22 protein-coding genes are annotated in these 25,246 nt (G+C 56.8%); 7 read left to right on the forward strand and 15 right to left on the reverse strand.

The features are described 5' to 3' along the window. Positions 1-10 precede the first annotated feature (10 nt). Together AB6729_RS15130 and AB6729_RS15135 are read right to left on the reverse strand one after the other, a co-directional pair. Entirely contained in the window at positions 11-1,705 is a 1,695-nt protein-coding gene (locus tag AB6729_RS15130) for an aspartyl protease family protein (RefSeq protein WP_371082464.1), read from the reverse strand. Between the two features lie 153 nt (positions 1,706-1,858). Beyond that, a complete protein-coding gene (locus tag AB6729_RS15135; RefSeq protein ID WP_371082465.1) occupies positions 1,859-5,107 on the reverse strand; it encodes a carboxypeptidase regulatory-like domain-containing protein in 3,249 nt (1,082 codons plus the stop codon). 308 nt (positions 5,108-5,415) lie between these two features. Here AB6729_RS15135 and AB6729_RS15140 point away from each other — a divergent pair, with 308 nt between their 5' ends. The 3 genes from AB6729_RS15140 to AB6729_RS15150 all read left to right on the forward strand — a co-directional run bounded on the left by AB6729_RS15140 (position 5,416) and on the right by AB6729_RS15150 (position 10,855). Beyond that, on the forward strand, positions 5,416-6,333 hold the full coding sequence (locus AB6729_RS15140) for a metallophosphoesterase (protein ID WP_371082466.1): 918 nt from the start codon (positions 5,416-5,418) through the stop codon (positions 6,331-6,333). 194 nt (positions 6,334-6,527) lie between these two features. After that, a complete protein-coding gene (locus AB6729_RS15145) occupies positions 6,528-9,053 on the forward strand; it encodes a 2-oxoglutarate dehydrogenase E1 component (protein ID WP_371082467.1) in 2,526 nt (841 codons plus the stop codon). 98 nt (positions 9,054-9,151) lie between these two features. After that, positions 9,152-10,855, forward strand: a complete 1,704-nt coding sequence (locus AB6729_RS15150) for an MFS transporter (protein WP_371082468.1) — start codon at positions 9,152-9,154, stop codon at positions 10,853-10,855. Here the strand turns inward: AB6729_RS15150 and AB6729_RS15155 are convergent. From AB6729_RS15155 to AB6729_RS15185, 7 genes are all read right to left on the reverse strand, one after another. Continuing rightward, positions 10,852-12,069, reverse strand: a complete 1,218-nt coding sequence (locus AB6729_RS15155) for a cation:proton antiporter (RefSeq protein ID WP_371082469.1) — start codon at positions 12,067-12,069, stop codon at positions 10,852-10,854. The genes AB6729_RS15150 and AB6729_RS15155 overlap by 4 nt on opposite strands. A 6-nt stretch (positions 12,070-12,075) precedes the next feature. After that, positions 12,076-12,573 carry a hypothetical protein gene (locus AB6729_RS15160; protein ID WP_371082470.1) on the reverse strand — a complete coding sequence of 166 codons (498 nt, stop codon included), beginning with the start codon at positions 12,571-12,573 and terminating at the stop codon, positions 12,076-12,078. Then, the gene (locus AB6729_RS15165) at positions 12,573-13,607 is read right to left on the reverse strand and encodes a zinc-binding alcohol dehydrogenase family protein (RefSeq protein ID WP_371082471.1); all 1,035 of its coding nucleotides are present in this window, start codon (positions 13,605-13,607) and stop codon (positions 12,573-12,575) included. Before AB6729_RS15165 ends, AB6729_RS15160 begins: the two co-directional genes overlap by 1 nt. A 31-nt stretch (positions 13,608-13,638) precedes the next feature. Beyond that, positions 13,639-13,977 (reverse strand): phage holin family protein, encoded by a 339-nt coding sequence (locus AB6729_RS15170; RefSeq protein ID WP_371082472.1) that lies wholly within the window; start codon positions 13,975-13,977, stop codon positions 13,639-13,641. Between the two features lie 45 nt (positions 13,978-14,022). Beyond that, positions 14,023-14,358 (reverse strand): Hpt domain-containing protein, encoded by a 336-nt coding sequence (locus AB6729_RS15175; RefSeq protein ID WP_371082473.1) that lies wholly within the window; start codon positions 14,356-14,358, stop codon positions 14,023-14,025. A gap of 3 nt (positions 14,359-14,361) precedes the next feature. Next, on the reverse strand, positions 14,362-14,745 hold the full coding sequence (locus tag AB6729_RS15180) for a response regulator (RefSeq protein ID WP_371082474.1): 384 nt from the start codon (positions 14,743-14,745) through the stop codon (positions 14,362-14,364). Between the two features lie 160 nt (positions 14,746-14,905). After that, entirely contained in the window at positions 14,906-15,967 is a 1,062-nt protein-coding gene (locus AB6729_RS15185; RefSeq protein ID WP_371082475.1) for a deoxyhypusine synthase, read from the reverse strand. 252 nt (positions 15,968-16,219) lie between these two features. On the opposite strand from AB6729_RS15185, the gene AB6729_RS15190 reads away from it, so the two are divergent. Further along, a complete protein-coding gene (locus AB6729_RS15190) occupies positions 16,220-17,467 on the forward strand; it encodes a DUF2264 domain-containing protein (RefSeq protein ID WP_371082476.1) in 1,248 nt (415 codons plus the stop codon). 1 nt (position 17,468) lies between these two features. On the opposite strand, the gene AB6729_RS15195 is transcribed toward AB6729_RS15190, so the two are convergent. The 3 genes from AB6729_RS15195 to AB6729_RS15205 all read right to left on the reverse strand — a co-directional run bounded on the left by AB6729_RS15195 (position 17,469) and on the right by AB6729_RS15205 (position 19,880). Further along, positions 17,469-18,926 carry a GH1 family beta-glucosidase gene (locus AB6729_RS15195; protein WP_371082477.1) on the reverse strand — a complete coding sequence of 486 codons (1,458 nt, stop codon included), beginning with the start codon at positions 18,924-18,926 and terminating at the stop codon, positions 17,469-17,471. 344 nt (positions 18,927-19,270) lie between these two features. After that, positions 19,271-19,462, reverse strand: coding sequence for a helix-turn-helix transcriptional regulator (locus tag AB6729_RS15200; protein WP_371082478.1), 192 nt, complete (start codon positions 19,460-19,462; stop codon positions 19,271-19,273). Next, on the reverse strand, positions 19,455-19,880 hold the full coding sequence (locus AB6729_RS15205; protein WP_371082479.1) for a hypothetical protein: 426 nt from the start codon (positions 19,878-19,880) through the stop codon (positions 19,455-19,457). Before AB6729_RS15205 ends, AB6729_RS15200 begins: the two co-directional genes overlap by 8 nt. Before the next feature lie 156 nt (positions 19,881-20,036). On the opposite strand from AB6729_RS15205, the gene AB6729_RS15210 reads away from it, so the two are divergent. After that, on the forward strand, positions 20,037-21,422 hold the full coding sequence (locus AB6729_RS15210; protein WP_371082480.1) for a nicotinate phosphoribosyltransferase: 1,386 nt from the start codon (positions 20,037-20,039) through the stop codon (positions 21,420-21,422). Positions 21,423-21,428: 6 nt separating this feature from the next. On the opposite strand, the gene AB6729_RS15215 is transcribed toward AB6729_RS15210, so the two are convergent. Beyond that, positions 21,429-21,968, reverse strand: a complete 540-nt coding sequence (locus AB6729_RS15215) for a DUF2062 domain-containing protein (protein WP_371082481.1) — start codon at positions 21,966-21,968, stop codon at positions 21,429-21,431. Between the two features lie 113 nt (positions 21,969-22,081). Here AB6729_RS15215 and AB6729_RS15220 point away from each other — a divergent pair, with 113 nt between their 5' ends. Beyond that, entirely contained in the window at positions 22,082-22,873 is a 792-nt protein-coding gene (locus AB6729_RS15220; protein ID WP_371082482.1) for a GNAT family N-acetyltransferase, read from the forward strand. Further along, on the forward strand, positions 22,870-23,637 hold the full coding sequence (locus tag AB6729_RS15225) for a lysophospholipid acyltransferase family protein (RefSeq protein WP_371082483.1): 768 nt from the start codon (positions 22,870-22,872) through the stop codon (positions 23,635-23,637). Before AB6729_RS15220 ends, AB6729_RS15225 begins: the two co-directional genes overlap by 4 nt. Here the strand turns inward: AB6729_RS15225 and udk are convergent. Together udk and AB6729_RS15235 are read right to left on the reverse strand one after the other, a co-directional pair. Continuing rightward, a complete protein-coding gene (udk, locus tag AB6729_RS15230) occupies positions 23,605-24,249 on the reverse strand; it encodes a uridine kinase (RefSeq protein ID WP_371082484.1) in 645 nt (214 codons plus the stop codon). The genes AB6729_RS15225 and udk overlap by 33 nt on opposite strands. Next, on the reverse strand, positions 24,246-25,097 hold the full coding sequence (locus AB6729_RS15235) for a purine-nucleoside phosphorylase (protein ID WP_371082485.1): 852 nt from the start codon (positions 25,095-25,097) through the stop codon (positions 24,246-24,248). Before AB6729_RS15235 ends, udk begins: the two co-directional genes overlap by 4 nt. Positions 25,098-25,246: the final 149 nt, after the last annotated feature.

The raw sequence follows: 25,246 nt of genomic DNA on the forward strand, positions 1-25,246 counted from the left end.
CCTTTCGTATTTACTGCTGACTGAACGCATCACTCTGGAATTTCGAATTCACCGGGCGTTTGGGATCGTAGGCGAAATGGATCAGGCCATCACGATAATCGATCTGCAGAGTCATCTGCCGAAGTGCGGGGAAACCCAGGAAGCCTGAAATATCCACACCGGCTCCCTCTGACAGATTCTCTGTCGGGATAGAGATCATGCCGTTCAGCGGCAGGTAGAGCTTGCCGAAATGCAAAACGATCTTGTCCGTCAGATAGTTCTTTTGCGTTTGTCCTGAGATACCCACCAGGGAGACACGGCCTGTTGTGGAGACCTTCGTGACTGTTCTGGCTGCGTCCGGGTCAATGATGCTTTCCTGCGCACCTGTGTCTGTCATCATTAGTTTGATGGGGCCATCGTTTAACTGCGTGGGAATCAGAAGATAGTGATAGATGCGATAAAACTGCGTCCAGTCCGCCATTTCCGGGCTCTTGTAGCGGTCGCGCAGTGGTTCGTCCACGCCGTCTCCTGAGTGTGAGCCGACACCGCCGCTGGTATTCAATGACATATCTGCAGACTGCTCTCCCTGCCGCGCAGGCAACTGCGAGACTTTCAGCTCCCCCGCGGGGTAGTCGAGTGTAAGCAGAAACTTCTGGAAGACGTCGCCGCCAATGAGTCCATCAATCTCTTCCATGGCCACCGGGAAGCCATACGAAGCGTTCTCCATATCGCGTGGTGGAAGGATGTAAACGGCGCAGTTAGAGAATTCCAGGTCGCCGATTTTCAGTGAAGCCACATGCGTGACCTTGCTTTTGTGCGATCCTTCATCGCCAATGCCGCTGAGAAAGGCGGTATCTTCCACGCGCAGACCGAGGCGCTCCGCTGCGCCTGCTGTCAGTGTGAGACCGGAGGCACCTGTATCCAATTCAAGACGGCGCTTCTTCCCGTTGAAGCTCATCTCAAGGCCGTATGCCGGAGGTGAATTGGGCGAGAAACGGATAGCCGAAAAGGGAATCGTGGCCTCTTTGGTTGCGGATGTCAGCTTGCATTCCGGTTCGTGAGGTTTATCTCCGTATTTGGTGAGCCGAGTTTTCGCTGCCGTGCGCTGTTTGTCAGTGAAGGCCGGGCTGGATTCTACAAACTTGCGATATTCCTCAAGGGCCTGAGCCTTCGGCTTTAGAAAGATCCACGATGCCATGATTTCGTCATCGTTTGGATTCAATGTGTGGGCCAGATCGACATGCTTCTTTTCCGTGGCATACAGCGCAATCATCTGTTCGTATTCGCTTAGTACGTAATAAGCGCGCCCGTTGCAGGGATCGAGTTTCTGCGCCTGCGAAGCTGTTGCATAGGACTCGGGGAGTTGGCCCTGCCGCATCAACACTTCCGCTTTGGTGGTTAGCGCCAGCCCTGAATCCGGCTTCTCCGCTACCCACGCATTGGATTTTGTGGCGGCTTCTATGACATTCCCTTGTGCCAGCAGATTGCGAATTTGCCAGGCTCGTAGAGAGTTTTTCTCTGGATGCGCGGCGAGTTCCGTTACAAAATGATCGGCCGCGGACTTGTATTCGTTCTGCTCAAACTCAATCTGCGCAGGGCTGAGAGGTTCCTTGTCTGCTTTACAGGAAACGTTTTTGGAAGGCGTTGGGGATGCGGCTGTTGGCTGCTGGGCCACGGCAGAAAGACATGCCGATATCAGGCATGCGGCCACGCAAATGGACTTCATGGATAGGAAATCTCCGTCTCAGGTGTATGGACATTGTGCCATCATGCATGACCTCATGTGAGTGAAATCTGCAGGTTCCGAGCGGACGTTCTGAGAAGAGTAAGACGGGCCGAAAAAGGCCGGCCCGTCTTGAAGCTGTATTGATGCGAAGCGTTAGAAGGTCAGTTTCAATCCGGCCTGCATTACACGTGGCCTGATACCAGTACTGGTTGCGGTGATCTGGCCATAGGTGCCGCTGGTGGGATTGTTGTTGGGGTTGGCGAAGTTGGTGTGGTTGAAGGCGTTGAACAGCTCCCAGCGGAATTGCAGATGGTAACGGTCGCGTGCGGTCCAGTTCTTCATGATGGCCGCATCGCTGTAGTTCACGCCCGGTCCCTTCAGGATGTTTCTGCCGGTGTTGCCGAAGGTGCCCGGTGCGTTGGTGGTGAAGGCGGCCGTGGTGAAGTACTGATTCAGCCACTGCTCCTTGCTTCCCTGATGCGTTTGTACCGGCACGCCTGGTACATAGTCCGCGCGATCGGCGCCTACGTTTGAGCCGGAGTTGTTGCCGCTTCCACCCGAGATGCCGAATGGCCTGCCGGACTGCATGGTGTAGATGGCGCTGATTTCCCACTCACCCAGCACGCCGCGAGCGAAACCGTTCCAGCCGCGGAGCGCTGGCGTGGTGTAGACAAGGTTCGTGACGGAAACCAGTGGCACGTTCAGGTCAGAGATACCGCGGTTGTAGCGGACATCATACGGATTCGCAATGCTGCTGGTGAACGACGCATTGCCGCTGGAGGCAATGTCGAGGTTCCTGGACCAGGTGAAGCTGGACTGCGCCTGGAAGTTGTGGGAGAAGCGCTTTTCAATCTGTGCCTGCAGCGAGTGGTAGCTGGCTGTGCCAATGGACTGGATCGTGAGGATCTGACCGAAGTCTGACATGGCGCGGATGCTACGCACTGCTTCTGCGGTCTGGCCGGGGTTCGCATCCAGGATCAGTGACTGGTGATAGCTCTGACTGCCGACGTAAGCCAGATGGATCACTACGTCGTTGCCCAGTTGTTGTTCCACGGATGCGTTCCAGCTTTGTGTCATGCCGAGTTTGAACTTCGGCGTGAAGGCTGCGGGAACCGACGTGGGTGAAGGGAAGGTGGAGTTGCTGGGCGGTGTGCCGCCAGAATACACAAACGGCGGAAACGGACTTACGCCGCCTGTGCCGGGGTAGCTTGCCCACGGGTTGGAGAAATCGATCGGTGACGCTGCGGTCTCATTCAGCGTGTAGGTGGGGCTGAACGGTGTTACGTCCGCAACGTGGTTATAGGACGAGTATGGCAGCGGGGCAGTGAACAGACCGAAGCCTGCGCGGAAAGTGGTCTTGGGATGGACCTGCCATGCTACGGCGAGGCGTGGTTCAAAGTAGCCATAGGTGTTGGGTGCCAGGCCAGCGCTTACGCCGTTGTCGCCAGGAAACACAAGTCCGGTGGGAGCATTCGGGAAGACAGTGCTCTGTTGTCCCGGATTCCACACAGCGCCGCGGCCGTCCTTCGATTGCGGAGCCAGATTCGGATCCCAGCGAAGGCCTGCGGTAACGGTGATGTTGGAGCGCAGCTTGAACTGATCCTGAGCGTAGACACCGAGCAGGTTGCCGCTGACGTCGGCAATTTCACCCGCACCCTGTGTATAGGTGCTGACACGGCCCAACAGGAAGTCCGCAAGGCCGAAGCCGGTGGAATAGCCGTTGAAGCTGATGATGGGTGCTGCGGGATAGTACGTCAGCTCGCGTGCGCGCTGGTGCCACAGGTCCACGCCGGCGGTGATGGTGTGGTTGCCAACGATCTTGGTGATGAAGTCCGAGAAGCCCCACGAACGACGCATCTCGCCCGTGTATTCGGAATACTGCAGGCTGAAGCCGCCGCTTGCATTCAAGCCTTCGCTGTAGCAGGTGCCTTCGGGTTCATTCACGTTGATGTAGCGCGACAGGCAGAAAGGAGAGCCTGTGTTGTCCAGCGGTTGGCCCACGTTGAATACGTGCTCCTGGTTCCAGAACAACGACAGCGCATTGATGAAGCTGGGGCTGACCGTCCAGGTGTGGTTCAACACTTCGTTGAAGAACTTGCCCTGCTTGCCGGTGTTCAGCGCCAGGATGTTGCCCGGCGTCGCGGCTTCGCTGCGGTTGTAGTACTGGATGAAGCTGCGCAGCGTCAGGCGATGCTTGTCGTTCGGCGTGTAGTCAATGCGGCCTGTACCTTCGTCGTATCGCTCAATCGTCTTGGGAACGGTGTAATACACCAGACCGCTGGCAGGATCCTGGCCCAGTGGCAGAGCCGTCTTTGTGATCTGCACTGCGGCGGGATTGAACAGCGAAGGATCGATGCGGTTGTTGACGAAGCCGCCGGTCAACGTTTTGGGATAGGCGGAGAAGTCGCCATTCAACATAGCGGCTGTGGGCGTGTTCGTGCTGTTCGCGGTGGATGTGGTGGATTGACGAGTGCCTTGGTAGTTGCCGAAGACGAAGAGGCGGTCCTTGATGACGGGACCACCGAGGAAGCCGCCGAACTGATTACGCTTCAGCGAGTCGACCTGTTTGGAGAAGTAGTCCGCGGAGTTCAGCGCGTTGTTGCGCAGGAACTCAAACGCGCCGCCATGCAGAGCATTGGTGCCGCTCTTGGTGTCGATAGAAACGACTGCGCCCGGCGAGAAACCATAGTGCGCGTCGAAGTTGTTGGAGATGACGCGAAATTCGCTGGTGGCATCGGCATTCGGCGTAGGTGCAGAAAGCGCCATGTAGGTGTCCATGTTCGGAACACCGTCCAGAAGATACAGTGTGCTGCCCTGACGTCCGCCACCTGCGGACGCGCCGCTTTCATTGGGGAACGTGGTTTCACCCTGCAGCGTGCCTGCGCCTGTGTTCAACACGTTCACCACACCAGGCGACAGCAGTACAAGGCTCGAAGGATCGCGGCCATTCAAGGGCAGTTCGCGGATAGCGTGTTCGCCCACGGTGTTGCTGACTTCGGCATTGGTGGTATTCATCAGCGGTGCGCCGGCGGTCACGTTCACCGTCTCAGACTCGCTGCCCACGCGCAGGCCAATGTCGATCGTGGCCTGTTGGCTGACGGTCAGTACAACGCCTGTCTGCTGGAATTTCTGAAAGCCTTTTACGTTCGTGGAGATGACATAACGTCCGGGAGGGATCGTGGGAAAGCGATAGAGGCCGGAGCTATTGGAATCGGCATTCAGCACCAGGTTCGTATCTACGTTGGTGGCGGTCACGTGCGCGTTTGGTACGGATGCACCACTTGCATCGGTGACTGTACCGCTTAGAACAGCACTGCCGCCTTGAGCAAGTGCTGCGATGGAAAAAAGAGGAACAAGCGAAGCGTATAGAACGGGGTTCCGAAAAAATGGATGAGATCGCATCAAGGTCCTCAAAAAGGGGGATCGCAGGCAGCGTATATGTTTGTGTTTTGTTCGTTGCCTGTTGTGTTGTTTTGGGCAGAGGAAAGAAAACAAAATACCGTAAATAAACGGCAAATAATCCAACAATAACCGGCAGTCAGGATAGCCAGCCATAGAGACAAAAGTCTTTGCGCAAGACACGCCGGATTATGCCATCGACATAGTCGGCAGCACACGGCGCAAATCGGCATATGACAGGTGCAGAGCAAATCCCACCGATGGAATTCTTTCTTTTCAGAAAGTTCATCGACGGCAGGTAGACTCCGCACATGCCGATTCTTGATCGTCGTCGTTTCCTCTCGCTTACTGCGGCTGGAGTTGCCGCATCGTCGTTGCCTTCGTTTGCCATGTCGCCTGCTGCTGCGGAGGATTTCAGCTTTCTGTACCTGACGGATACACACATTCAGCCGGAGCTGCATGCTACCGAGGGATGTGCCATGGCTTTCAAGAAGGCACGAACCCTGCATGCAGACTTTGCGATCCAGGGCGGCGATCACATCTTCGATGGACTCGCTGTGCCGCTCTCACGTTCGCAGGAGTTGTTTCATCTGTACGGCGAGACGGAACAGCAGTTGGGGCTGAAGGTTTATCACACGATGGGCAACCATGATGTGATTGGACTCTTTCCAAAAAGCGGCCTTGATCTGACCGATCCGAACTATGGCAAGAGCTACTTTGAAGATAAGATTGGCCCACGCTATCAGAGCTTCAATTACAAAGGCGTTCACTTCATCATTCTGGATTCCGTCGGCTTTTTGCCGGAGCGCACATACTTTGGATTTCTGGATGAAGGGCAGTTGCAGTGGCTGCGTGCCGATCTGGCAAAGGTGTCCGCGACGACGCCAGTGATCCTTGTCTCGCACATTCCACTGATCACTGCATACGGGCAGTATTCAGCGCCTCCTGCGACGCCGCCGGTACACAACAGTCTGTCTGTTTCCAACACGTATGAGATTCTTCCGCTGCTGGCGAAGCACAACGTCATTGGTGTGTTGCAGGGGCATACTCACGTCAATGAACGCGTGGAGTTCAACGGTATTTCCTACATTACGGGTGGTGCCGTTTCCGGCAACTGGTGGAAGGGGATTCACGAAGGAACGCCGGAAGGCTTCACGGTCTGCACCGTGAAAGATGGCAAGCTGACCACGCGCTACGAAACCTATGGTTTTCATGCCGATTCTGTCTAGAAAAAGGCAGTAAACGCGTCATTTTGGGGTATGTGGATGGGGTTCAACGAATGGATCCATACACCTCAATTTCATTGAGCCTAAATTCTTGTCTAATGTGCGAATATCGAACATTAATACCGTAAACCGCACAATGCCACCTCCCCAGCCGTCGTTTGGAAGGTCTATCCTTATAGGCACGAAATCGAGGATGCATGGCAACCAGGGCGAAGGCGAACGGGAAGCAGGCGACAGCGGTGGCAACACAGGAACAGGACAGCGGTAATCCGCAGTTGCGGACAGAAGTATTTGAAATTTTCCGCCGGTGGGGCTATCTGCAGGCGACGCTTGACCCCTTGAAGCAGTACCTGCCGCAGGAACCGTTCCCCATTGATCTGCCGGAAGGCTCTGACGCCATTGCGGAAGAGGCGCGGCGTTATTACTGCGGCAACATCGCGCTGGAGTTCTCGCACATTGCGTCGCCGGAGAAGCGTGACTGGCTCCAGAAGAAGATGGAGCAGAAGTACGTTGAGACGCCTCAGCAACAGGCGAAGACGCTGACGCAGCTCATTAAGTCGGACATCTTCGAACAGACCATTCAACAGCGCTACCTGGGGACGAAGCGATTCTCGCTGGAGGGTCTGACGGCACTTGTTCCGTATCTTGATCGCACCTTTGAGGTGTCGTCAGAACTGGGCGTGAATCTCTGCGTGTTTGCCATGAACCATCGCGGTCGTTTGAACGTGATGGTGAACACGGTGGGGCGCAGCGCCGCCGATATCTTTACCAAGTTTGAAGACGTTGATCCACGCAGCCACCTGGGTGGCGGCGATGTGAAGTATCACCAGGGCGCAACGGGGACGTACACCTCGCCGACGGGCAAGACGATTGACCTGCATCTGGCGTCGAACCCCTCGCATCTTGAGGCGGTTGACCCCGTTATCATGGGCCGGGCGCGTGCGCGTGAAGTTCGTATTGGTGACGACGGCCCGAAGCAGGTGTTGCCTATCATCATTCATGGCGATGCGGCGTTTGCGGGACAGGGCATCTGGGCGGAGACGCTTGATCTTGCCACTATCGGTGGTTACACCGTGGGTGGCACGATTCAGATCGTCGTCAACAACCTGCTTGGATTCACGGCGGAGCCGCAGGAATCGAACTCGTCGCGCTTTGCCACGGACATGGCGAAGCGTCTGCCGATTCCCATCTTCCATGTGAACGCGGAAGACCCGGATGCGGTGGTGCGCGTGGCCGCAATTGCTGCAGAGTATCGCTCGACGTTTGCTTCGGATGTTGTCGTCGATCTCATCGGCTATCGTCGTCATGGACATTCCGAGGTGGATGATCCGACGGTCACGCAGCCGCGCCGTTACGCGAAGATCAAGGAAACGCCGGTGCTCTACAAGAGCTATGCAACGCGCATTGGTGTGGATGCTACGGCAGAGATCAAGCAGATCAGCGAGAAGTTTCTTGCGGATCAGGCAGAGGGCAAGCAGGCGCAGCATGTGCCGCATCTGTCGTCGCTGCCGAAATACTGGGACAACTACAAGGGCGGTTATCTGCCCGCGGATGAACCTACGAAGACCGGGCTTCCCGCGACGGAGATTACTCGCCTGACGCAGCTTCTGGTGAAGACACCGGAAGGCTTCAACGTCCATCCCAAGATCAAGGCTCTGCTGAAGCAGCGCGAAGAGATGGGCAATGGCGCCAAGCCATTTGACTACGGTACGGCTGAGCTTTTGGCTTACGCATCGCTTCTGGAGAAGGGAACGCCTGTGCGTCTCTCTGGTCAGGATTCGCAGCGCGGTACGTTCAATCAGCGCCACAGCTTCTTCACGGATACCGAGACGGAGAAGCGATGGTCGCCGCTGCAAAACATCAGCGATAATCAAGGCCGCTTTGAAGCGTATAACTCCATGCTGAGCGAAGCCGCTGTACTTGGCTTTGAGTATGGCTATGCGCGTGACTATCCGGAGACGCTGGTGCTGTGGGAGGCGCAGTTCGGTGACTTCGCCAATGGCGCACAGATCATCATGGACCAGTTCATTGCAGCAGGCGAAGCGAAGTGGGGACTGCTGAGCGGCGTGGTGTTGCTGTTGCCACATGGCTATGAAGGCCAGGGGCCAGAACATTCGTCCGCGCGCATTGAGCGCTATCTCCAGCTTTGTGCAACGGACAACATGTATGTTGCGCAGCCTTCGAATGCTGCGCAGTACTTCCATCTGCTGCGTCGCCAGGCGATGAGCGAGTATCGCAAGCCTCTCATTGTGTTCACGCCGAAGTCGATGCTGCGCCACCCGGATGCGGTGTCGCCCATTGCAGACTTTGGTGCGGAGAAGTTTCAGACAGTGCTTGCGGATACTGAGGCAAAGGACCCGTATCGCATCCTGGTCTGTTCCGGCAAGATTGGCCACAACCTGCGTGTGGAGCGCGCCAAGCGCGGCGACTATTCCACAGCCATTGTGTTTGTGGAACAGCTCTATCCCTGGCCTGAAGAAGCATTGGCGAAAGCTTTGGAGATGTATCCCAATGCGGAAGAAGTCGTGTGGGTGCAGGAAGAGCCTGCAAACATGGGACCGCTGACGTATGCGTATCCATTGCTGAAGCGAACGGCGGGTAACCGTCGTGTGCTGCGTGTATCGCGTTCCGCCGCGGCCACACCGGCAACCGGTTCGGCCAAGGCGCATGACCTGGAAGAGAAGGCGCTCATTGAACTGGCGCTGGGCAAGGCGAAGAAGTAGTGCGTTATCTGGTGGTGAAAGGGCCGGGCAGACGCCCGGCCTTTTGCATTGTGCAACGTAGCGCGAGTGCTGCATTCTGCATCTAGCAAAGAGAGAGCATGAATCCAGAAGCGAGTCAGGATACTGTTGAAGAGTCACCCGTACCCGTTGTCGCGGCTGCTGTAGCAGCGCCGCGTGCGGCACAGAGCAACGGCTTTGGCCCGCTGAAGATACCGCTGTTTCGTGATCGCTGGATTGCTTCCACCGTGTCCAACGTGGGCACATGGATGCAGGATACGGCGGCCACATGGCTGATGACGGCGCTCACAGGCTCACCGTTGCTGATTGCGTCCATGCAGACCGCGGCGAGTCTGCCGGTGCTGATGCTTGGCTTGTTTGCAGGAGCCACGGCAGATATTTTCGAGCGTCGCCGGTTGTTGATCTTCTGGCAGACGTGGCAGATGATCGCCGTCTTTTTGATGGCGGTGATGGCGCTCTTTGGTGTCATCGGGCCTATGGCTCTACTGTCGCTTACGTTTCTGATGAACGTGGGTGCTGCCATGAACAGTCCGGCATGGCAGGCGATTGTGCCGGAACTGGTGCCGCGCGAGGAATTGCCGAACGCCGTCTCGCTTGCTTCTGCCAGCAACAATCTTGCACGTGCGGTTGGTCCTGCGATGGGCGGCCTTATGGTGGCGCTGTTTGTGAAGGCCAGCACCGGTGCAGGATGGGTGTTTGCGCTGAATGCAGGCTCCTTCGCAGCGGTCATCTGGGTGCTTTACAAGTGGAAGCGCAAGCCGCTGTTTAAAAGCGCTCTGCCGGCGGAACGCATCTTCGGTTCGGTTGGCACGGGGCTGCGCTATCTGCGTTATGCGCCGGTGTTGCAGGCGATTTTTTTGCGGGCATTCCTGTTCACCTTTTCTGCTGCTGCGGTGTGGTCACTGCTCTCGTTGATTGCGGCGCGTGAATTTACGCATAGTCATTACATCTCCGGCGCTACGGGCTATGGTGTGTTGAACGGTTCGATGGGGCTGGGCGCAGTGTTGGCGGCTGTTGCATTGCCGCGCATACGTGCGAAGTTTACTGCGGACCGCGTGCTTGCAGTAGCCAGCGTGCAGTTTCTGGCTACGCTGCTGGTATTGGCGTTCATCCATTCCGTCACGCTGGATATTCTTTTCCTCATCGGCGGCGGTTTCGCGTGGACGTGCACGATGGCCACGTTGAATACCGGTGTGCAGTTGTCGTCGCCGGGATGGGTGCAGGCTCGTGCGCTGGGCATGTATCAGATGATCTTTCAGGGTGGCCTGGCGCTGGGTTCGTTTGTATGGGGCTATGTTGCGGAACACAGCAGCGTGACTGCTTCGATGGCCAGCGCGGCTGTACTGATTGCGGTCGCCATGCCTGTCACGCTGCGATTGCATGTGTTGCGCGGCAGTCTGCCGGACCTGACGCCGTATCACTTCAAACGTCCTGTGCCACATCTGGAACTGGAACCCGCGCCGGAAGATGGCCCGGTCCGCATTCTTGTGGATTACACCGTGGACGTGGAGAACTACAACGAGTTCGTTGCCCGCATCCATAAACTACGCGAAGTACGTCTTCGTACCGGTGCGATTCGGTGGGCTGTGTTTCGCGATGGCAACAATGCAGAACGGCTGGAAGAAAGCTTTGTAATGGAAAGCTGGCTGGAGTATCTGCGCAGCCGCGAACGTATGACTACTGCGGACTTTGCCGTGTTGCAATGCGTGCGCGATCTGCACAAGGGCGAGGAGTTGCCCAGTGTGACGCATCAGGTCTATGCAAAAGAGATGACGCAGGGCTAAGCAGCGCTGCCGTGGTTGCCAATGCGCAGCAACGTCAGCAGCGGCGAAGTCATGATGGTGGTTATCAGAGCAACGACGACCAGCGCCGCAAACAACGCCGGACCGAACACGCCCTGCGTATAAGCGATGTTCAGCACGATCAACTCTACGAGGCCGCGTGTATTCAACATGGTGCCAAGTGCAAAGGAGTTGCGCCATGATTCACCCAACGGTCGCGCGGCAATGACACCGCCGCCAATCTTGCCAATAACAGCGAGAAGCAAAAGCAGCAGCGTCCAGGGGAGCACACCGCTGCCTTGTAATAGATCCAGCCGCGTGCGAAGCCCTGTCAGTGCGAAGAAGAACGGCAGCAGCAGCGATGTGACCGGCACTTGAAGCGAGTCGTTCAGTGTCTTCTGCCACTTTGGAATGCGTGGAAACGCAAGGCCTGCAATGAACGCACCAAATAGTGAATGGAGTCCGAGCGCGTCAGTCGTTGCAGCCGAGAGCAATGCCACTAATACTGAGCCTGCAACGACCGATGCAGGAAGCGAGTGTTCACGATAGCGGTTTGCGATGTCGCGTGCGAAGCGCGTCACCACAAACATCATCAGCAGATATGCGGCGAACAACATCAGTCGCAGTAGCATGGAAAGTGCGCTGCCGTTGTGTGGCAGGATAGACATCGCCACTGCCAGCAACATCCACGCACATACATCGTCGGCGGCTGCGCACATCAGCGCGGTTACACCGAGGGGTGTCGATGTGAGTCCGCGCTCTTCCAGAATTCTGGCCAACACAGGAAACGCCGTGATGCTTAGCGAGATGCCAAGGAACAATGTGAACGGCAGCAGCGCTGCTGATGTGGGGAAGCGCGCCATTGTTGGCTTTGCCACTGCGACGCCAAGTGCGAACGGCAATAGCAGACTGGCAAGCCCGGCGGCAGCAGCGGTCTTCTTCTGCTGATGCATGTGGCTATAGTCCAGTGAACTGCCAATCAGGAAGAGATACAGCACCAGCCCAAGCGTGCTGAGCACATCAAACGCGCTGAGCGTCGCTGGTGTGAAGAGCGTATGCCACGCGGAGGGCATCAGGCGACCGAGCAACGTTGGCCCCAGCAGAATGCCGCCGGTCATTTCGCCAATCACACTTGCCTGTCCCAGCCTGCGCGCAATCCATCCGCAGAACAGCGTTGTGGATAGCACCACCAACATGGAAACAAGAAGAGGATTCATGCGCGCTTACGCCGTTGCCGCGGCCTTCTTTTTTGCGTTGTGCCGCGCCGTCAGCACCACGAGTCCTTCTGTGACCAGCAGCAGTGCGCCGGGAATCGCCAGGCGAGAGCCGATCGTGGAAGGCCACAACAAGCGGTAGTCCTGAAAGACGTCAACGGAGAACAGGATGGTTCCCAACACAAAAAGCACACTGCCGACCCAGCGGCGGAAGTGGCTCAGATTGCTTTCGCCCTTGTACGACTTACCCGCAACTTCAAACAACGGTGCGCCCACCATACCGTGCGCGTCATATACGCGGCAACGAACCTGCGGATGATCGTTCACATAATCGTGCGCGTAGGCTTCCGCTTCAGCAGCGGTGGCAAACACATCGCAGTATGGTGCGCCGGTATAGTCGTTCGGAAAGCTGGAGTAATGTACGGCGAACTCATTCGCGGCGATGCGCTGGTTCCATGACGATGGCTGTACCGCTGGATCAAACAGCGGCACACGTCTGTTCGGCATTACTCCCAGCCTTCCAGCACGATCTTGCCAATGGAACGTCCACTCTCAATCCATGCGTGCGCCATCTTCAGGTTCTGCGCATTGATCGTGCCATAGCTCTGCGTCATGGTCGTCTTCAGCGTGCCCAGGTCCATCAGTTTGCTGACTTCTGTTAGCGAATCATGCTGGCGAAGGATGTCTGGCGTTTCGTAATAGCTGCGCGTGAACATGAACTCCCAGCAGATGGTGCCGCTCTTGCGCTTCAACGGTCGCGCATCCACGGGCTTCTGCGGGTCGTCAATGATGGCAATCTTGCCCTGCGGCGCAAGCAGTTCTGCAATGCCGGGATAGTGCGTGTCAGTGGCGGAAAGCAGAGCAATGTACTCCACCTCACCCAATCCCAGCTCCTGCATCTGGGTGCGGATGTCACGGTGATGGTCGATGACGTAATCCGCGCCCATCTGGCGGCACCACTCCGTAGTCTCCGGGCGCGATGCCGTTGCGACGACTGTCAGCGGCGTCATGTGCGATGCAATCTGCATCAGCATGGAACCTACGCCACCCGCCGCGCCAATGATCAGGATGGAACCCTTGCGCGGTGCGCCATAGCCAATGCGCCGCTGCTCTACGCCAAAGCGATCAAACAAAATCTCCCAGGCTGTGAGCGAAGTCAGTGGAAGTGCTGCTGCCTCTGCGAAGCTCAACCTCTTCGGTTTGATCGCGACGATGCGTTCATCCACGGAATGAAACTGGGCGTTGGCACCCTGACGCGCGATGCAACCGGAGTAGTAGACCTCATCGCCCTTTTTGAACATGGAGGACAGCTTGCCCGTGCCTACCACCACGCCGGCACAATCCCAGCCCAGCACCTTGTACTCCTTGCCGGAGTCGGGCTTCGCGCTTTTGCGCTGCTTGGTGTCGACGGGGTTCACGGAGATGGCCCGGACCTCCACCAACAGGTCACGGTCACGCACCGTGGGCATCTCCAGTTCAATGTCCAGCAATGCGTCCGGGTCGTCGATGGGGAGGGGGGTGTGGTAGCCAACAGCCTTCATAGAACCGAGTCTACCGTGCCCCCGCCCGCCATTACACGATGTAGGAAAGAAGAACGTTCACAATGGCAACGATCAGTGCGCAGAGAAACGCTGCCGTAAAGTTCTTCACGACAAACCCTCGCACAAACCGCGCCACGATGTAGATCATGATGGCATCGCAGATCAGGTACATCAAGCCGGGGAGTAGCCACGTGATGGGAAACGCCATGACGCGAATCAGGAAACCCAGCGTTGCGTTCAGCAGGCCGATCAGTACGGCTGCAATCAGCGCCGTGCCAAAAGAATCGATCTCCACCGAAGGAAGGAGGTACGCCGCAACCACCAGCGATACCGCACTCAACAGCCATACCAGCAAAGCATGAAGAATCATGCCAGTAGGATTAGCACGAAAGTGATAGAGGTGGCTTCATTATTTTTATGATCCTGCGCCATCGCCCAGGTGCGGGCCAAGGAGCGCTGTCAATGCGTCCACCTGTTCCCGCAAGCGTTCCGGCTGCAGCGGGCCATCTTTATCCAGTGAGTGCTCAATCCCACGCGCGGCTTCCGTAGCGCTGTGCAACCCGAACATGCCCAAAGATCCGGCCATTTTATGGGCTGTGGTAGCGGCGTCTGCTCGCAGATCGTCCTCAATGGCTCCGGTTGTGCTGAGTTGTTTCGCAGCACGCTGAAGCACGGCCAAGCGCTCGCGTGTCTGCGGCTGGTTCTTTTTCCAAATCGCGGCCAGTGCCGTCTGAAGGGGGGCTTCTGCCATGGCTTACGCGGCTAGCGTGTCCCAGTGCAGCACATCGGCTATCTGCTGTGCCAGCGTCATAGGATCGAAGGGTTTAAACAAGACCGCGGCCACGCCCAGGTCGGAAAATCGCCGCTGGTCCACACCCTGTACCTTGGCCGTCAGAAAGATGACAGGGATATTTGCCAGCTCGGGGATTTTCTGCATTTTGCGGAAGGTCGTCGGGCCGTCCATCTCGGGCATCATCACATCCATCAGGATGGCTTCCGGCTTTTCGGCCAGTGCTATGCGAATGCCGTCAGCCCCGGAATTCGCTGCGATCACCTGCCAGCCTGCTGTTGCCTCCAATGTGAGCGAGGCGACCTCCCGGATATCGTCTTCGTCGTCGATCAGAAGAATGCGATGCATCGTCGAAGACAATCTTACGGCTGCCGGGAGGCGCGCGTCATGCAGCTTCTGTGGGATTCCGAACGCTTCTTGTGTGGTGAGTAGCAATACGGGAACTTGGAAGCAAGTAGAACGGCGGCCCCGAAGGACCGCCGTTCGATATTTTCCGGTTGGGATGCTCTTACGCCGTGACCGGCTCCAGCACCTGCGCGAAGGCCTTGCCCGTGCGGGCTGCGAAGGCCTTCTTGTGGTATGCATAACCGGCGATCAGCGGCAGGGCAATCGTCGCCTCGCTGTACACCATCTGCTCCCAGGTCAGGTCGACCTTGCCCCACGAAGAAGCTTCCTTCAGGGTCGAGCCGGAGAGAGCGCCGTCACGAGCGTCGGCAACCGTGATCTGGATAGCGTACTTGTGCATGGATGCTTCCACGCCCAGGATGTCCGCAGCCACCACAATGTCCTGCGCAAAATTCTTCGGCACGCCGCCGCCGATCATCAGCAGGCCCGTGGTCGGGTTCTGAATCTTCAGCTGGGTCAGCTCGTAGAAGTCCTTGCCGCTGTCAATGGAGCTCATCGGCTTGCCCTGGCGCGCGTGCTGGTGCGCCACAATGCCGAAGCCAAACGAGCAATCAGAGAATGCGGGGCAGAAGATCGGCACGTTCAGCTCATACGCCGCCAGAACGATCGAATCTTCGTTGCCGTTCTTGGGCGTCCGGCCATTCTCAGCCAGGTACTTGCCCATTTCCTTGATGAACTCACGCGAGGAGTACACACCCGGCTTCATGCCGTTGATGATCTTCTCGGTCGTCTCATCGCAGATGCGCAACTCTTCCTCATCGATGAACGTGTCATAGATGCGGTCGATCATCATCTCGCGCAGTTCGGCATCGCCCGCGCCGTACTTGTACTCTTCGCCGGCCACGTAGTGCTTGAAGCCGAGGGCTTCAAAGAAGTCCTGGTCGACGATGTTTGCGCCGGTGGAGACAATCGCGTCCACCATGTTGTTGCGCAGCAGGTCGATGATGACCTGCTTCAGGCCCGCCGAGATCAGCGATCCGGCAAGGCACAGAATGACGCCGCACTCGGTATCGCGCAGCATCATGTCGTAGATCGTTGCAGCGCGTGCAAGGTCGCGGGAAGAGTACGCCATATGGTTCATGGCATCAACCAGTGCGACAACGTCATGCTGCTTGATGTCGATGTGCTGGATCGGGTTCTGAAGGAGTTCCTGTTTCGTTGACATAACGTCTACCAGTGTATCGCGTTTTCACCAGTCGGGACGCGGGTTTTGTGAAGATTTCGTGAGTAGAAAATCGACCTTGATTTTCACCGCATCTTCGCCCATTAAGATCCGTCATCCTGAGCGAAGCGCAGCGCAGCCGAAGGACCCGCTTTCGTTTCAACGGCCTGCAATTTTGAATGAGAACAACGGGTGTATGTGCGGGAACCTGGCATCACGCGGTAGGATGCTGCACACGAGGACAACAGCCCAAAGATGAATCGTCGTAACTTTCTCGGAAACGCCACACTTGCCGCCATCGCACCAGCATTTGCCCACGCACAGAGCGTACCCAATGCCGGCAGCGCAGCCAACACACGAGAGCAATGGCTCAACTGGGTCGAGAAAGTTTCTGAGCCTGTTCTGCAAGCGCTGTCCCGCCGTGAACTACGCAAGACCATGCCAGTGGAAGCCGTTGCGGGTCACGAAGCAGAACGCGCTATCGGCACACATCTTGAAGCACTGGGGCGATTGATGATGGGCCTCGCACCCTGGCTGGAACTCGGTCCTGCACCGGGTGAAAGCACACGCGAAACGAAACTTCGCGATCGTTATCGAATGATGGCAAAGGAAGCCATTGCATCCGCGGTCGATCCCGCATCGCCGGATTACATGCGCTTCGGCGACTCATCGCAAACAGTTGTGGACGCATCCTTCCTCGCACTTGCCATGTTGCGCGCACCCAAGCAACTCATTGACATGATGACGCCGAAGACGAAGCAACAACTCATCGCAGCAATGATCGCGGAACGCAAGGTGCTGACCGGCCTGAACAACTGGGTGCTGTTCTCTGCAATGGATGAAGCGCTGCTCTTCCGTCTTGGAGCCGATTACGACAAGATGCGCATAGCCTACGCGCTTAATTCGCTGCATAGCTGGTACAAGGGCGACGGCCTTTATGGTGACGGTCCGGACTTCCATGCGGACAACTACAACAGCTACGTGATGCAGCCCTATCTGCTGATGTTGATGCAGGTGTTGGGTGATGAAGCCGCTGCATGGAAATCCATGCGACCGGAGATTGAAAAACACGCCACACGCTATGCAGCGATCCAGGAACGCATGATCGGCCTGGACGGAACTTTCCCGGTGCTGGGCCGTTCCATCACCTATCGCGCAGGCGCATTCCAGTTGCTTGCAGATGCTTCATTGCGTGGCTTGTTGGACGAACACGTAAAACCCGCGCAGGTACGTGGAGCGCTTACCGCTGTGCAGCATCGGACGCTGGACGCTGCAGGTACATTCGATAGCAAAGGCTGGCTGCAGATCGGCCTTGCAGGCCATCAGCCATCACTCGGCGAAACCTATATCTCCACCGGCAGTTTGTATCTGTGCAGCGCCGCGTGGCTGCCGTTAGGCCTGCCGCATACACATCCCTTCTGGTCCGATGCGGATGCTCCGTGGACACAGAAGAAGGTGTGGGCGGGAGATGATCTTCCCGCCGATCACGCGATTACCGGATAACTTATAGCGCGTTTTTAGCAATTACATTCTTATAGAAATCGCTGCTTAGTTTCGGCGTCCGCTTCTGTGTCTTGAAATCAACATAAGTAATGCCAAAGCGTTTGTCATAACCATCGGCCCACTCGTAGTTATCCAGCAGACTCCACAGGAAGTAACCCTTCACTGGAATACCTTCGCTGACAGCACGTTGCAGATGCATCAGGTAGTTGCGCAGATACATTACGCGATCCGTGTCATAGACGTGGCCATCGCCTGCGACCACGTCAGCAGAAGAGCAGCCGTTTTCCGTAATGTAGATTTCATTGACGCCGAATGCTTCGTGTACCAGCTTCGGTGCCCAGTACAGTGCATCGGGGCCAATCGTAAGCCACGGGCTTTCCATGTGCGGATATGAAGCCGGAGCACCGACAATGTCGAAGCCAACTTCATTGTTCACGGCGCGTGCATACGTTGGCGTGTAGATATTCAACCCCTGAAAGTCTAGCGGTGAGCCAATGGCTTTCATCTCATCCGGAGTGAACTTCGGAGCGTCGGCACCCAACGTCTTCAGGTAATGATCGGTGTATTTGCCGGTACGCATCACGGTTAGATATCCGGCGTTCTGCTCCACCATTGCCTTGCGCGCGGCAGCTACATGTTCGGGGGCGTCGTATACGGGCACAATTGCCTGCAGATTTTCTGCCGCGCCCACCTTTGCCTTCGGCGCTGCTGCCCGCACCGCTCCGACAGACAATCCATGCCCCAGCACTGCATGATGTCGTACCTGCGCCAGTTCGCCACGCGACAATTTCAATCCGGGCGCATGGACACCATTTCCATAACCGAGCTCTACAAACGTCCAAATCTCATTCATGGTCATGAAGTTTGAGCAGAGATCGCTGAGTTTGCCCGCGGTGTAACCCGCATAATCCGCGAAGAGTTTCGCGGTGTCATGGTTGCGCCATCCGCCTTTGTCTTCCAGCGCCTGCGGCAGGTCCCAGTGATACAGCGTGCAATATGGTTCAATGCCTGCGGCATGCAGCGCTTCGCAGAACTTGCGATAGTGATCGACACCCTTTTGATTTACCTGCCCGCTACCGGTGGGGTAGATGCGTGACCACGCAATGGAAAACCGGCATGTCTTCAGGCCAAGGTCTTTCATCAGGGCAATGTCTTCGGGGTAGCGATGGTAGCTGTCGGTCGACACGTCGCCCGTATCGCCGTTATGCGTCTTCCCGGGCGTATGGCTGAAGGTGTCCCAGATGCTGGGGCCGCGGCCATCTTCGTTGACCGCACCTTCCACCTGATACGAAGCAGTTGCGGACCCCCACAGAAATCCCTTGGGAAACTGAAGCCCTGCAGCATGTGCTGTGTGTTGTGGCTGTCCCATGTCCGCGAAGAGGCGGAGAGGAGAAGCGGATGCGGCTGCAAAAAGACCTGCGAGTTTTCCAAATCCACGGCGAGAGATACGGTACGGCATGGGAAAGAACCCCTTTCGGAAAAACTTCCTGGTGTCGATAGTAGACCCGCACCCAGCCGTACCGTGTGCTGCTTGTTTCTTACCGGAATTTTTAGAGCGGTAGCGACTGACTTTGGCTCGTCGTACAGGATGTATGCGCACGCTCATGTGGCGCGTGCTGTGACGGCCGAGTGAGGAGCATGAGTGCGCCAAGAATCAGTGCAAGCGGAAGCGCGTAGTTGTGAAAACGGAATGGTGTGTTCATGATGTGTTGTCCTTCAGAAAATATGTTTTGAAGACAGTAGGGGGCTGGCGTGCAGTTATTGCGACTGCCGCAGGAGCGATGCCGGAAAAGAGTTGGTGGATTAGTCGACGGTAAAGATTTTTTCGATGGTCAAACCGAAAAGCTTGGCAATGCGGAAGGCCAGCGGGAGCGACGGGTCATATTTGCCGGTTTCAATAGCGTTCACACTCTGCCGCGATACCTCAAGCTGCTCGGCAAGATACGCCTGCGACCACCCACGTTCCGCTCGTAAATCGCGGAGACGATTATTCATCTTCTGCTCCGCGGTTCGTCATGGAATGAAAGCCCTGCACCAGGCCAACCGTGATCCAGAAGGCAATGAATTCCGTAAACGTCGGCAGTTGTGTATCCACGCCATAGCTGCGCAGAAAGCCGGAAAAAACGGAGAGTGAAAGCGCCACACCCGTAGCCGACAGCAGACTGCGCACAATCATGTCGCGTTGATACTCATCTTTCTCGTCCTTCAAGTAACGCGCCACAATGTACGCAAGGCAGAGAATGGGAATGGTTGGCAGGGCAGCGGCCAGGAACAGATGCCATCCCTTGGGATGCCAGTGGTTCACCATGATGCGCGATGACATGACCAGGCCGACATATGACATCATTACCCCGAACGTGCCTTGCTGATAGCGACGCTTCGCAGGATTCGTGTTTCCAGAACAGAACATCATTGTGTTTTCTCCTTCACTCGATACATCAGAGCGGCCGATCCCTGATGACAAGTAAACTTTACGTAAAGGATGCTTGTCATGTCAAGCATCCTTGTCAAAATATTTTCGTTCTGATTTTGCGACCCTTCTGCGCTTGCTACCCTCATAAGGACAGCCATGATCATTAACTTCTCTGAGCGTGCGCATAACCATAACTGGGACCTGGACCCCATCGTGCGTTCGCTGCTCGATACGGATTTCTACAAGCTGCTGATGCTGCAGTTCATCTGGAAGCATTTTCGCGATACGCGGGTGACCTTCAGCCTGCACAATCGCAATCACAAATTCCGCCTGGCCGAGATGATTCCGCGCGAGGCTGTGATCGCGCAGTTGGATCATGTGAAGAAGCTGCGCTATCGCAAGAGCGAAATGATCTGGCTTGCGGGCAACACATTTTATGGAACACGCGGCATCTTTGAGCCTGCATTTCTCGAATGGCTCGAGAAGGACTTCGCGCTCTGCGACTATCACCTGTCCGAACGTGATGGTCAGTTTGAACTGAGCTTTGAAGGTTCATGGATCAGCGTGACCATGTGGGAGATCTATGCGCTCTCCATCCTCAACGAGTTGAAGACGCGTGCGGCGTTGAAGGGCATGAGCGAGTTTGAACTCGACATCCTTTACGCACGCGCAAAGACGCGTCTCTGGGGCAAGATCGAACAACTGCGCAATGTCCCGGGCCTGGCTGTGGCAGACTTTGGAACACGCCGTCGCCATTCCTTCCTGTGGCAGGAGTTTGTGGTGGAGGCGATGCATTCCGAACTGGGGGCGGCCTTCACCGGCACCAGCAATACGTTCCTTGCTTACAAACACGACATGGAAGCCATCGGCACCAACGCGCATGAATTGCCGATGGCGCTTGCAGCGGTTGCCACAAACGATGAAGAACTGAAGGCATCGCAATACCGCATCCTGGAGTTGTGGCAGCAGACGTATCACGGCGCGTTGCGTGTGATGTTGCCGGATACGTATGGCACCACGCAGTTCCTGCAACATGCGCCAGACTGGGTGGCGGACTGGACCGGCCAGCGTGTCGATTCGAAGGACCCGTTCGTGGCGGGTGATGAGTACATCACATGGCTTGCATCGCGCGGGAAAGACCCCAAGACAAAGTTGCTGATTGCAAGCGATGGTCTGGATGTGCAGACCATCCTTAGCCTTCATGCGTATTTCTCTGGAATCGTCGCGCCCGGCGTCAGTGTGCGCGACTTCCGCAGCGCAGCGGATTTCCTCGATACACGCAAGTGGCGTCCAGAGCGGCGCATCCGTTTCTCTGCTGGTTGGGGAACATTGTTAACGAATGATTTTCGCGACTGCCATCCACGCAGTGAAGATGCTTTGGAACCCATCTCACTTGTCTGCAAACTCACATCTGCAAACGGATTCCCATCCGTGAAGCTTTCTGACAACTACGAGAAAGCAAGCGGTCCGCCGGAACTGGTCGAACATTATCGCCAGGTCTTTGGTCTTGCGGGGATCAGTCGCATTCCCATCGTGGTGTAGCTGACGCTAATGCGCCATGCGAGGCTTGCGTGCGGCGCGTTCCAGAATGCGCGTCAGCAACGCTGCTAGCGCTGGAGTTAAGACAACGGCCATGACGGCCCACAGGACCAGCGCATGCCACTCCCATGTCCACAGTGTGCGCAGCAGATCCAGCGGATGCGTTTTCACCATCTGCAGTATTTCTGCTGGTTGCAGCGGCAGCGGTCCCATGCCAAACACCAGCGAGCCTGCCTGAAGAAAAGGCAACAGCAAGAGAATCTGAAACGGATAGGCGCTGTGGGTGCCAAGCTGTGATGCGGGATGGTTCAGGCGGAACAGGTGCGAAACAGCGATGGTCAGCACCGTCGTGGAACCGATCACAGGATTAATGCCGATGATGAAACCGATCGTCAGGCTCCATGCCAGGCGTTTGGGCGAGGCTCCTCGACGAAGCAGTCGCACCACGGGCGAGATGATGGTTCGCCGAAGCCATGAGTGCCGCACATCCTGAGCAACTGTAATCACCTGCGACAGACTACAGGAAAATAACTGCGGGTTGTGATTCATCGTTCGCTTACACAGGCGTCCCTGTACTTTTACATTCTGTTTCCAAACTGTTCTTACAGCCGCGCCACACTTGATTGCAGTACGTCAAAGAACGCTGCACTGCCGGAGCCGCTATGTCGACCAGTGTCCTTGTCTCTCCTGTCTCCGCGTATCCGTTTTCTGCGGTCGAAACGCCATCCCCAGTCATTGCAGAGTTTGGCGCTTATCGTGCGCGTCTCGCAGCCACCACGGATGATCGTCTTGCCGCCTATCGCCTTCGCTTCCTCGTGTTTAACGTGGAATTAAATGAAGGTCTGGCAGCGTCCTATGCCACCGGCTATGACATGGACCAGTTTGATGATGTCTGCGATCACCTGATTGTGGAACATGCCGGGACAGGCGAGATCATCGGCACGTATCGTCTGCAAAGCGGTGATGTTGCAGCGCAATACTTTGGCTATTACTCCGAGCAGGAATTCGACTTCTCTCCCTATGAAGAGATGCGTTCCAGCGTACTGGAACTGGGCCGCGCCTGCGTGCATCGCGATCATCGTTCGCCAGAGGTGTTGAATCTGCTGTGGAAGGGCATCATGCGCTATGCGAAGTCGCGTGGCCTGCGTTATCTCATGGGCTGTTGCTCGCTGACCTCTCAGTGTGCGGAGGAAGGAACAGCAGTGTTTCGAGCACTGGAACCGCACCTGATTGAGTCTTCCCTGATGACGGTGCCGACAAAAGCATTTGCCATGTCTATGCGCGAAGGTGTGGAGACGATGCAGGAACCGCCGCGTCTGCTGCGTGCGTATCTTGCTGTGGGTGCGCGCATCTGCTCCACGCCTGCGATTGATTGCAGCTTCGGCACCATTGACTTCCTTACACTGCTCGACCTGGAGACGATGCACCCACGCATCGCACGGCGCTATCTGTGAAGCGGTCGCTTTACTCCATCCCAACTGGATGCATCCGGCTGCTATGCCTGTTCGCCATGTTATTTGGCATGTGGGTTGAGAGTACGGTTCGGCCTCTGCGCACCATGCGTGAACGTGCATGCTGGTCGCAGAGGTGGGCTCGTCGCATCTTGTGTTTTCTTCACTGCACTGTGCAGATGCACGGTGTGTTGCCGCAGCGTGGTTTCATCGCGGCAAATCACATCAGCTACGTGGATGTGCTGGTGCTTGCCTCATTGACACCGACAATTTTCGTTGCGAAGGCGGAAGTGCGGCAGTGGCCTCTGATTGGTCTTTTGTGTGAACGCGCAGGCGTACTGTTTCTCGATCGCACATCCATACGTGCTGCCGCCGCGGCCAATCGAACCATCGCAGACGTGCTGCGTAGTGGCCAGTCTGTGGTCGTCTTCCCGGAGGGAACAACATCGGCAGGCGAAACCATACTACCGATGTACGCTGCGCTGTTTCAGTCACCGCTGGACTGCAGAGAGCCGATCATCCCCACATGGATCACTTACGGCGACGCTGTGCAGCGTGAACGCATCGCCTACTGGGGCGACATGACTCTCATGCCGCACCTGCTGCAACTGATGCGGCTGCGTTCTATGGACGACGTATCGGTGCAGTTCCGCACCACCGGTATTCCCGCGCGGCACCGTACACAAGCCGCGGAGATGTGCCGCGTGGTGTGGCAGCAGATGATGGAAAACGCGTTAGACCGGCAACAGGAGATTGCGGCGGCGTAGTTCAGCAACGACAACTTCAATCGACCAGTCGAGAGCTTCCGTACCTTTCACGGTCAGATCAGCGCGATCGCGGCTGGGAAGCACATACTCGTCGGCCATGGGACGCGCGTACGTTTCAAACTGTTCGCGAACGCTTTCTTCCGTGCGCCCACGTTCCCGCGTATCGCGATAGATGCGCCGTGTCAGGCAGACATCGTGCGGAGCATCCACGTACACGGTCAGGTCATACAGCGGCGTCAGATTGGTATAGTGCAGCGCCAGAATTCCTTCCACGATGATGAATGCCTGTGGCTCCAGGCGGTCCGTCACATCCTTCACACGCGAGTGCGTATTGAAGTCGTAGTTGGGACGATCAATGGATCGGTTCTGGCGAAGCTGTTCGACGTGCTGCACGATCAGGTCGTGCTCCAGCGACTCCGGATGGTCAAAGTTGTAATGATCGCGCTCAGCACGCGACAGATGGGCCAGATCGCGATAGTAGAAGTCCAGCGGGAACAACACAGCATCAAGCTGCGCCGTGAGTTCGCGCGCCAGCGTAGTTTTGCCGCTGCCGGAGCATCCACCCACGCCCAGCACCACTGGCTTTCTTGTGCTGCCGGAAGATTCGGTCATGCTGCTGTGACCGCCTTGGGAACAATCGCTGTCAGGAGGGCAGAGAAGCGTTCCGCCGCGTGCTTTCCATGCTCCATCACTTCACTGTGATCGATGGCTTCGTTGCTGACACCGGCGGCTGCGTTGGTTACCAGCGACAGACCGAGAACTGCCATGCCCATGTGCCGCGCCACAATCACCTCATGCACCGTGCTCATGCCGACAAGGTCAGCACCCAGCGTGCGGAAGGCGCGAATCTCTGCTGGTGTTTCGTAGCTTGGCCCCAGCACGGCAAGGTACACGCCGGTCTGCATCGACCATCCGTGTTGCTGCGCTGTCTCCTGCGCCAGTTGCAGCAGTCGCGGTGTGTACGCTGTGGTCATGTCGAAGAAGCGAAGACCACTGCCCTGGGTCACGGCAAAGCGTGATTCGTTGCGTCCCAGCGCGGCGTTCGTGCCGGTCAGGTTGATGTGATCAGAGATGCCCACGATTGATCCCGGTGCAAAATCGGCACGGATACCACCGGCAGCGTTCGTCACAATCAGTGTCTCCACACCCATCAGGCCAAGGACGCGCGCGGGGAAGGTCACCTGGTCCATCCCGTAGCCTTCATAGGCGTGCACACGGCCCTGCATCACGGCCACGGGCACACCGGCGATGGTTCCCAGCACCATGCGACCGGAATGGCCTTCCACGGTGGATTGCGGAAAGTGCGGAATCTCCGAGTAGGGGACGGCAACCGCGTCTTCCACGCTGTTGGCAAAATCGCCCAGACCGGAGCCCAGGATGATGCCAAGTTTCGGACGGTGCTTTGTCTGTGTCAGCAGATGGTCGGCGGCGGAGCGTGCGTGCGTGTAAAGGTCACTCATAGGGAAAACGGGCAAATCTGCCTTCAACAGTGAATCACAATCCGCGAACCGGACGGGAAATGACCGGATATCGCCCGTTGAACCGTTCCATACATCGCCTTTGATAGACTTCGGCTCTTATAAAGGAAGACAGAATTTCGCGACACCGA

Origin of the sequence: Terriglobus sp. RCC_193 (assembly GCF_041355105.1) — a bacterium.
Lineage (GTDB): Bacteria > Acidobacteriota > Terriglobia > Terriglobales > Acidobacteriaceae > Terriglobus.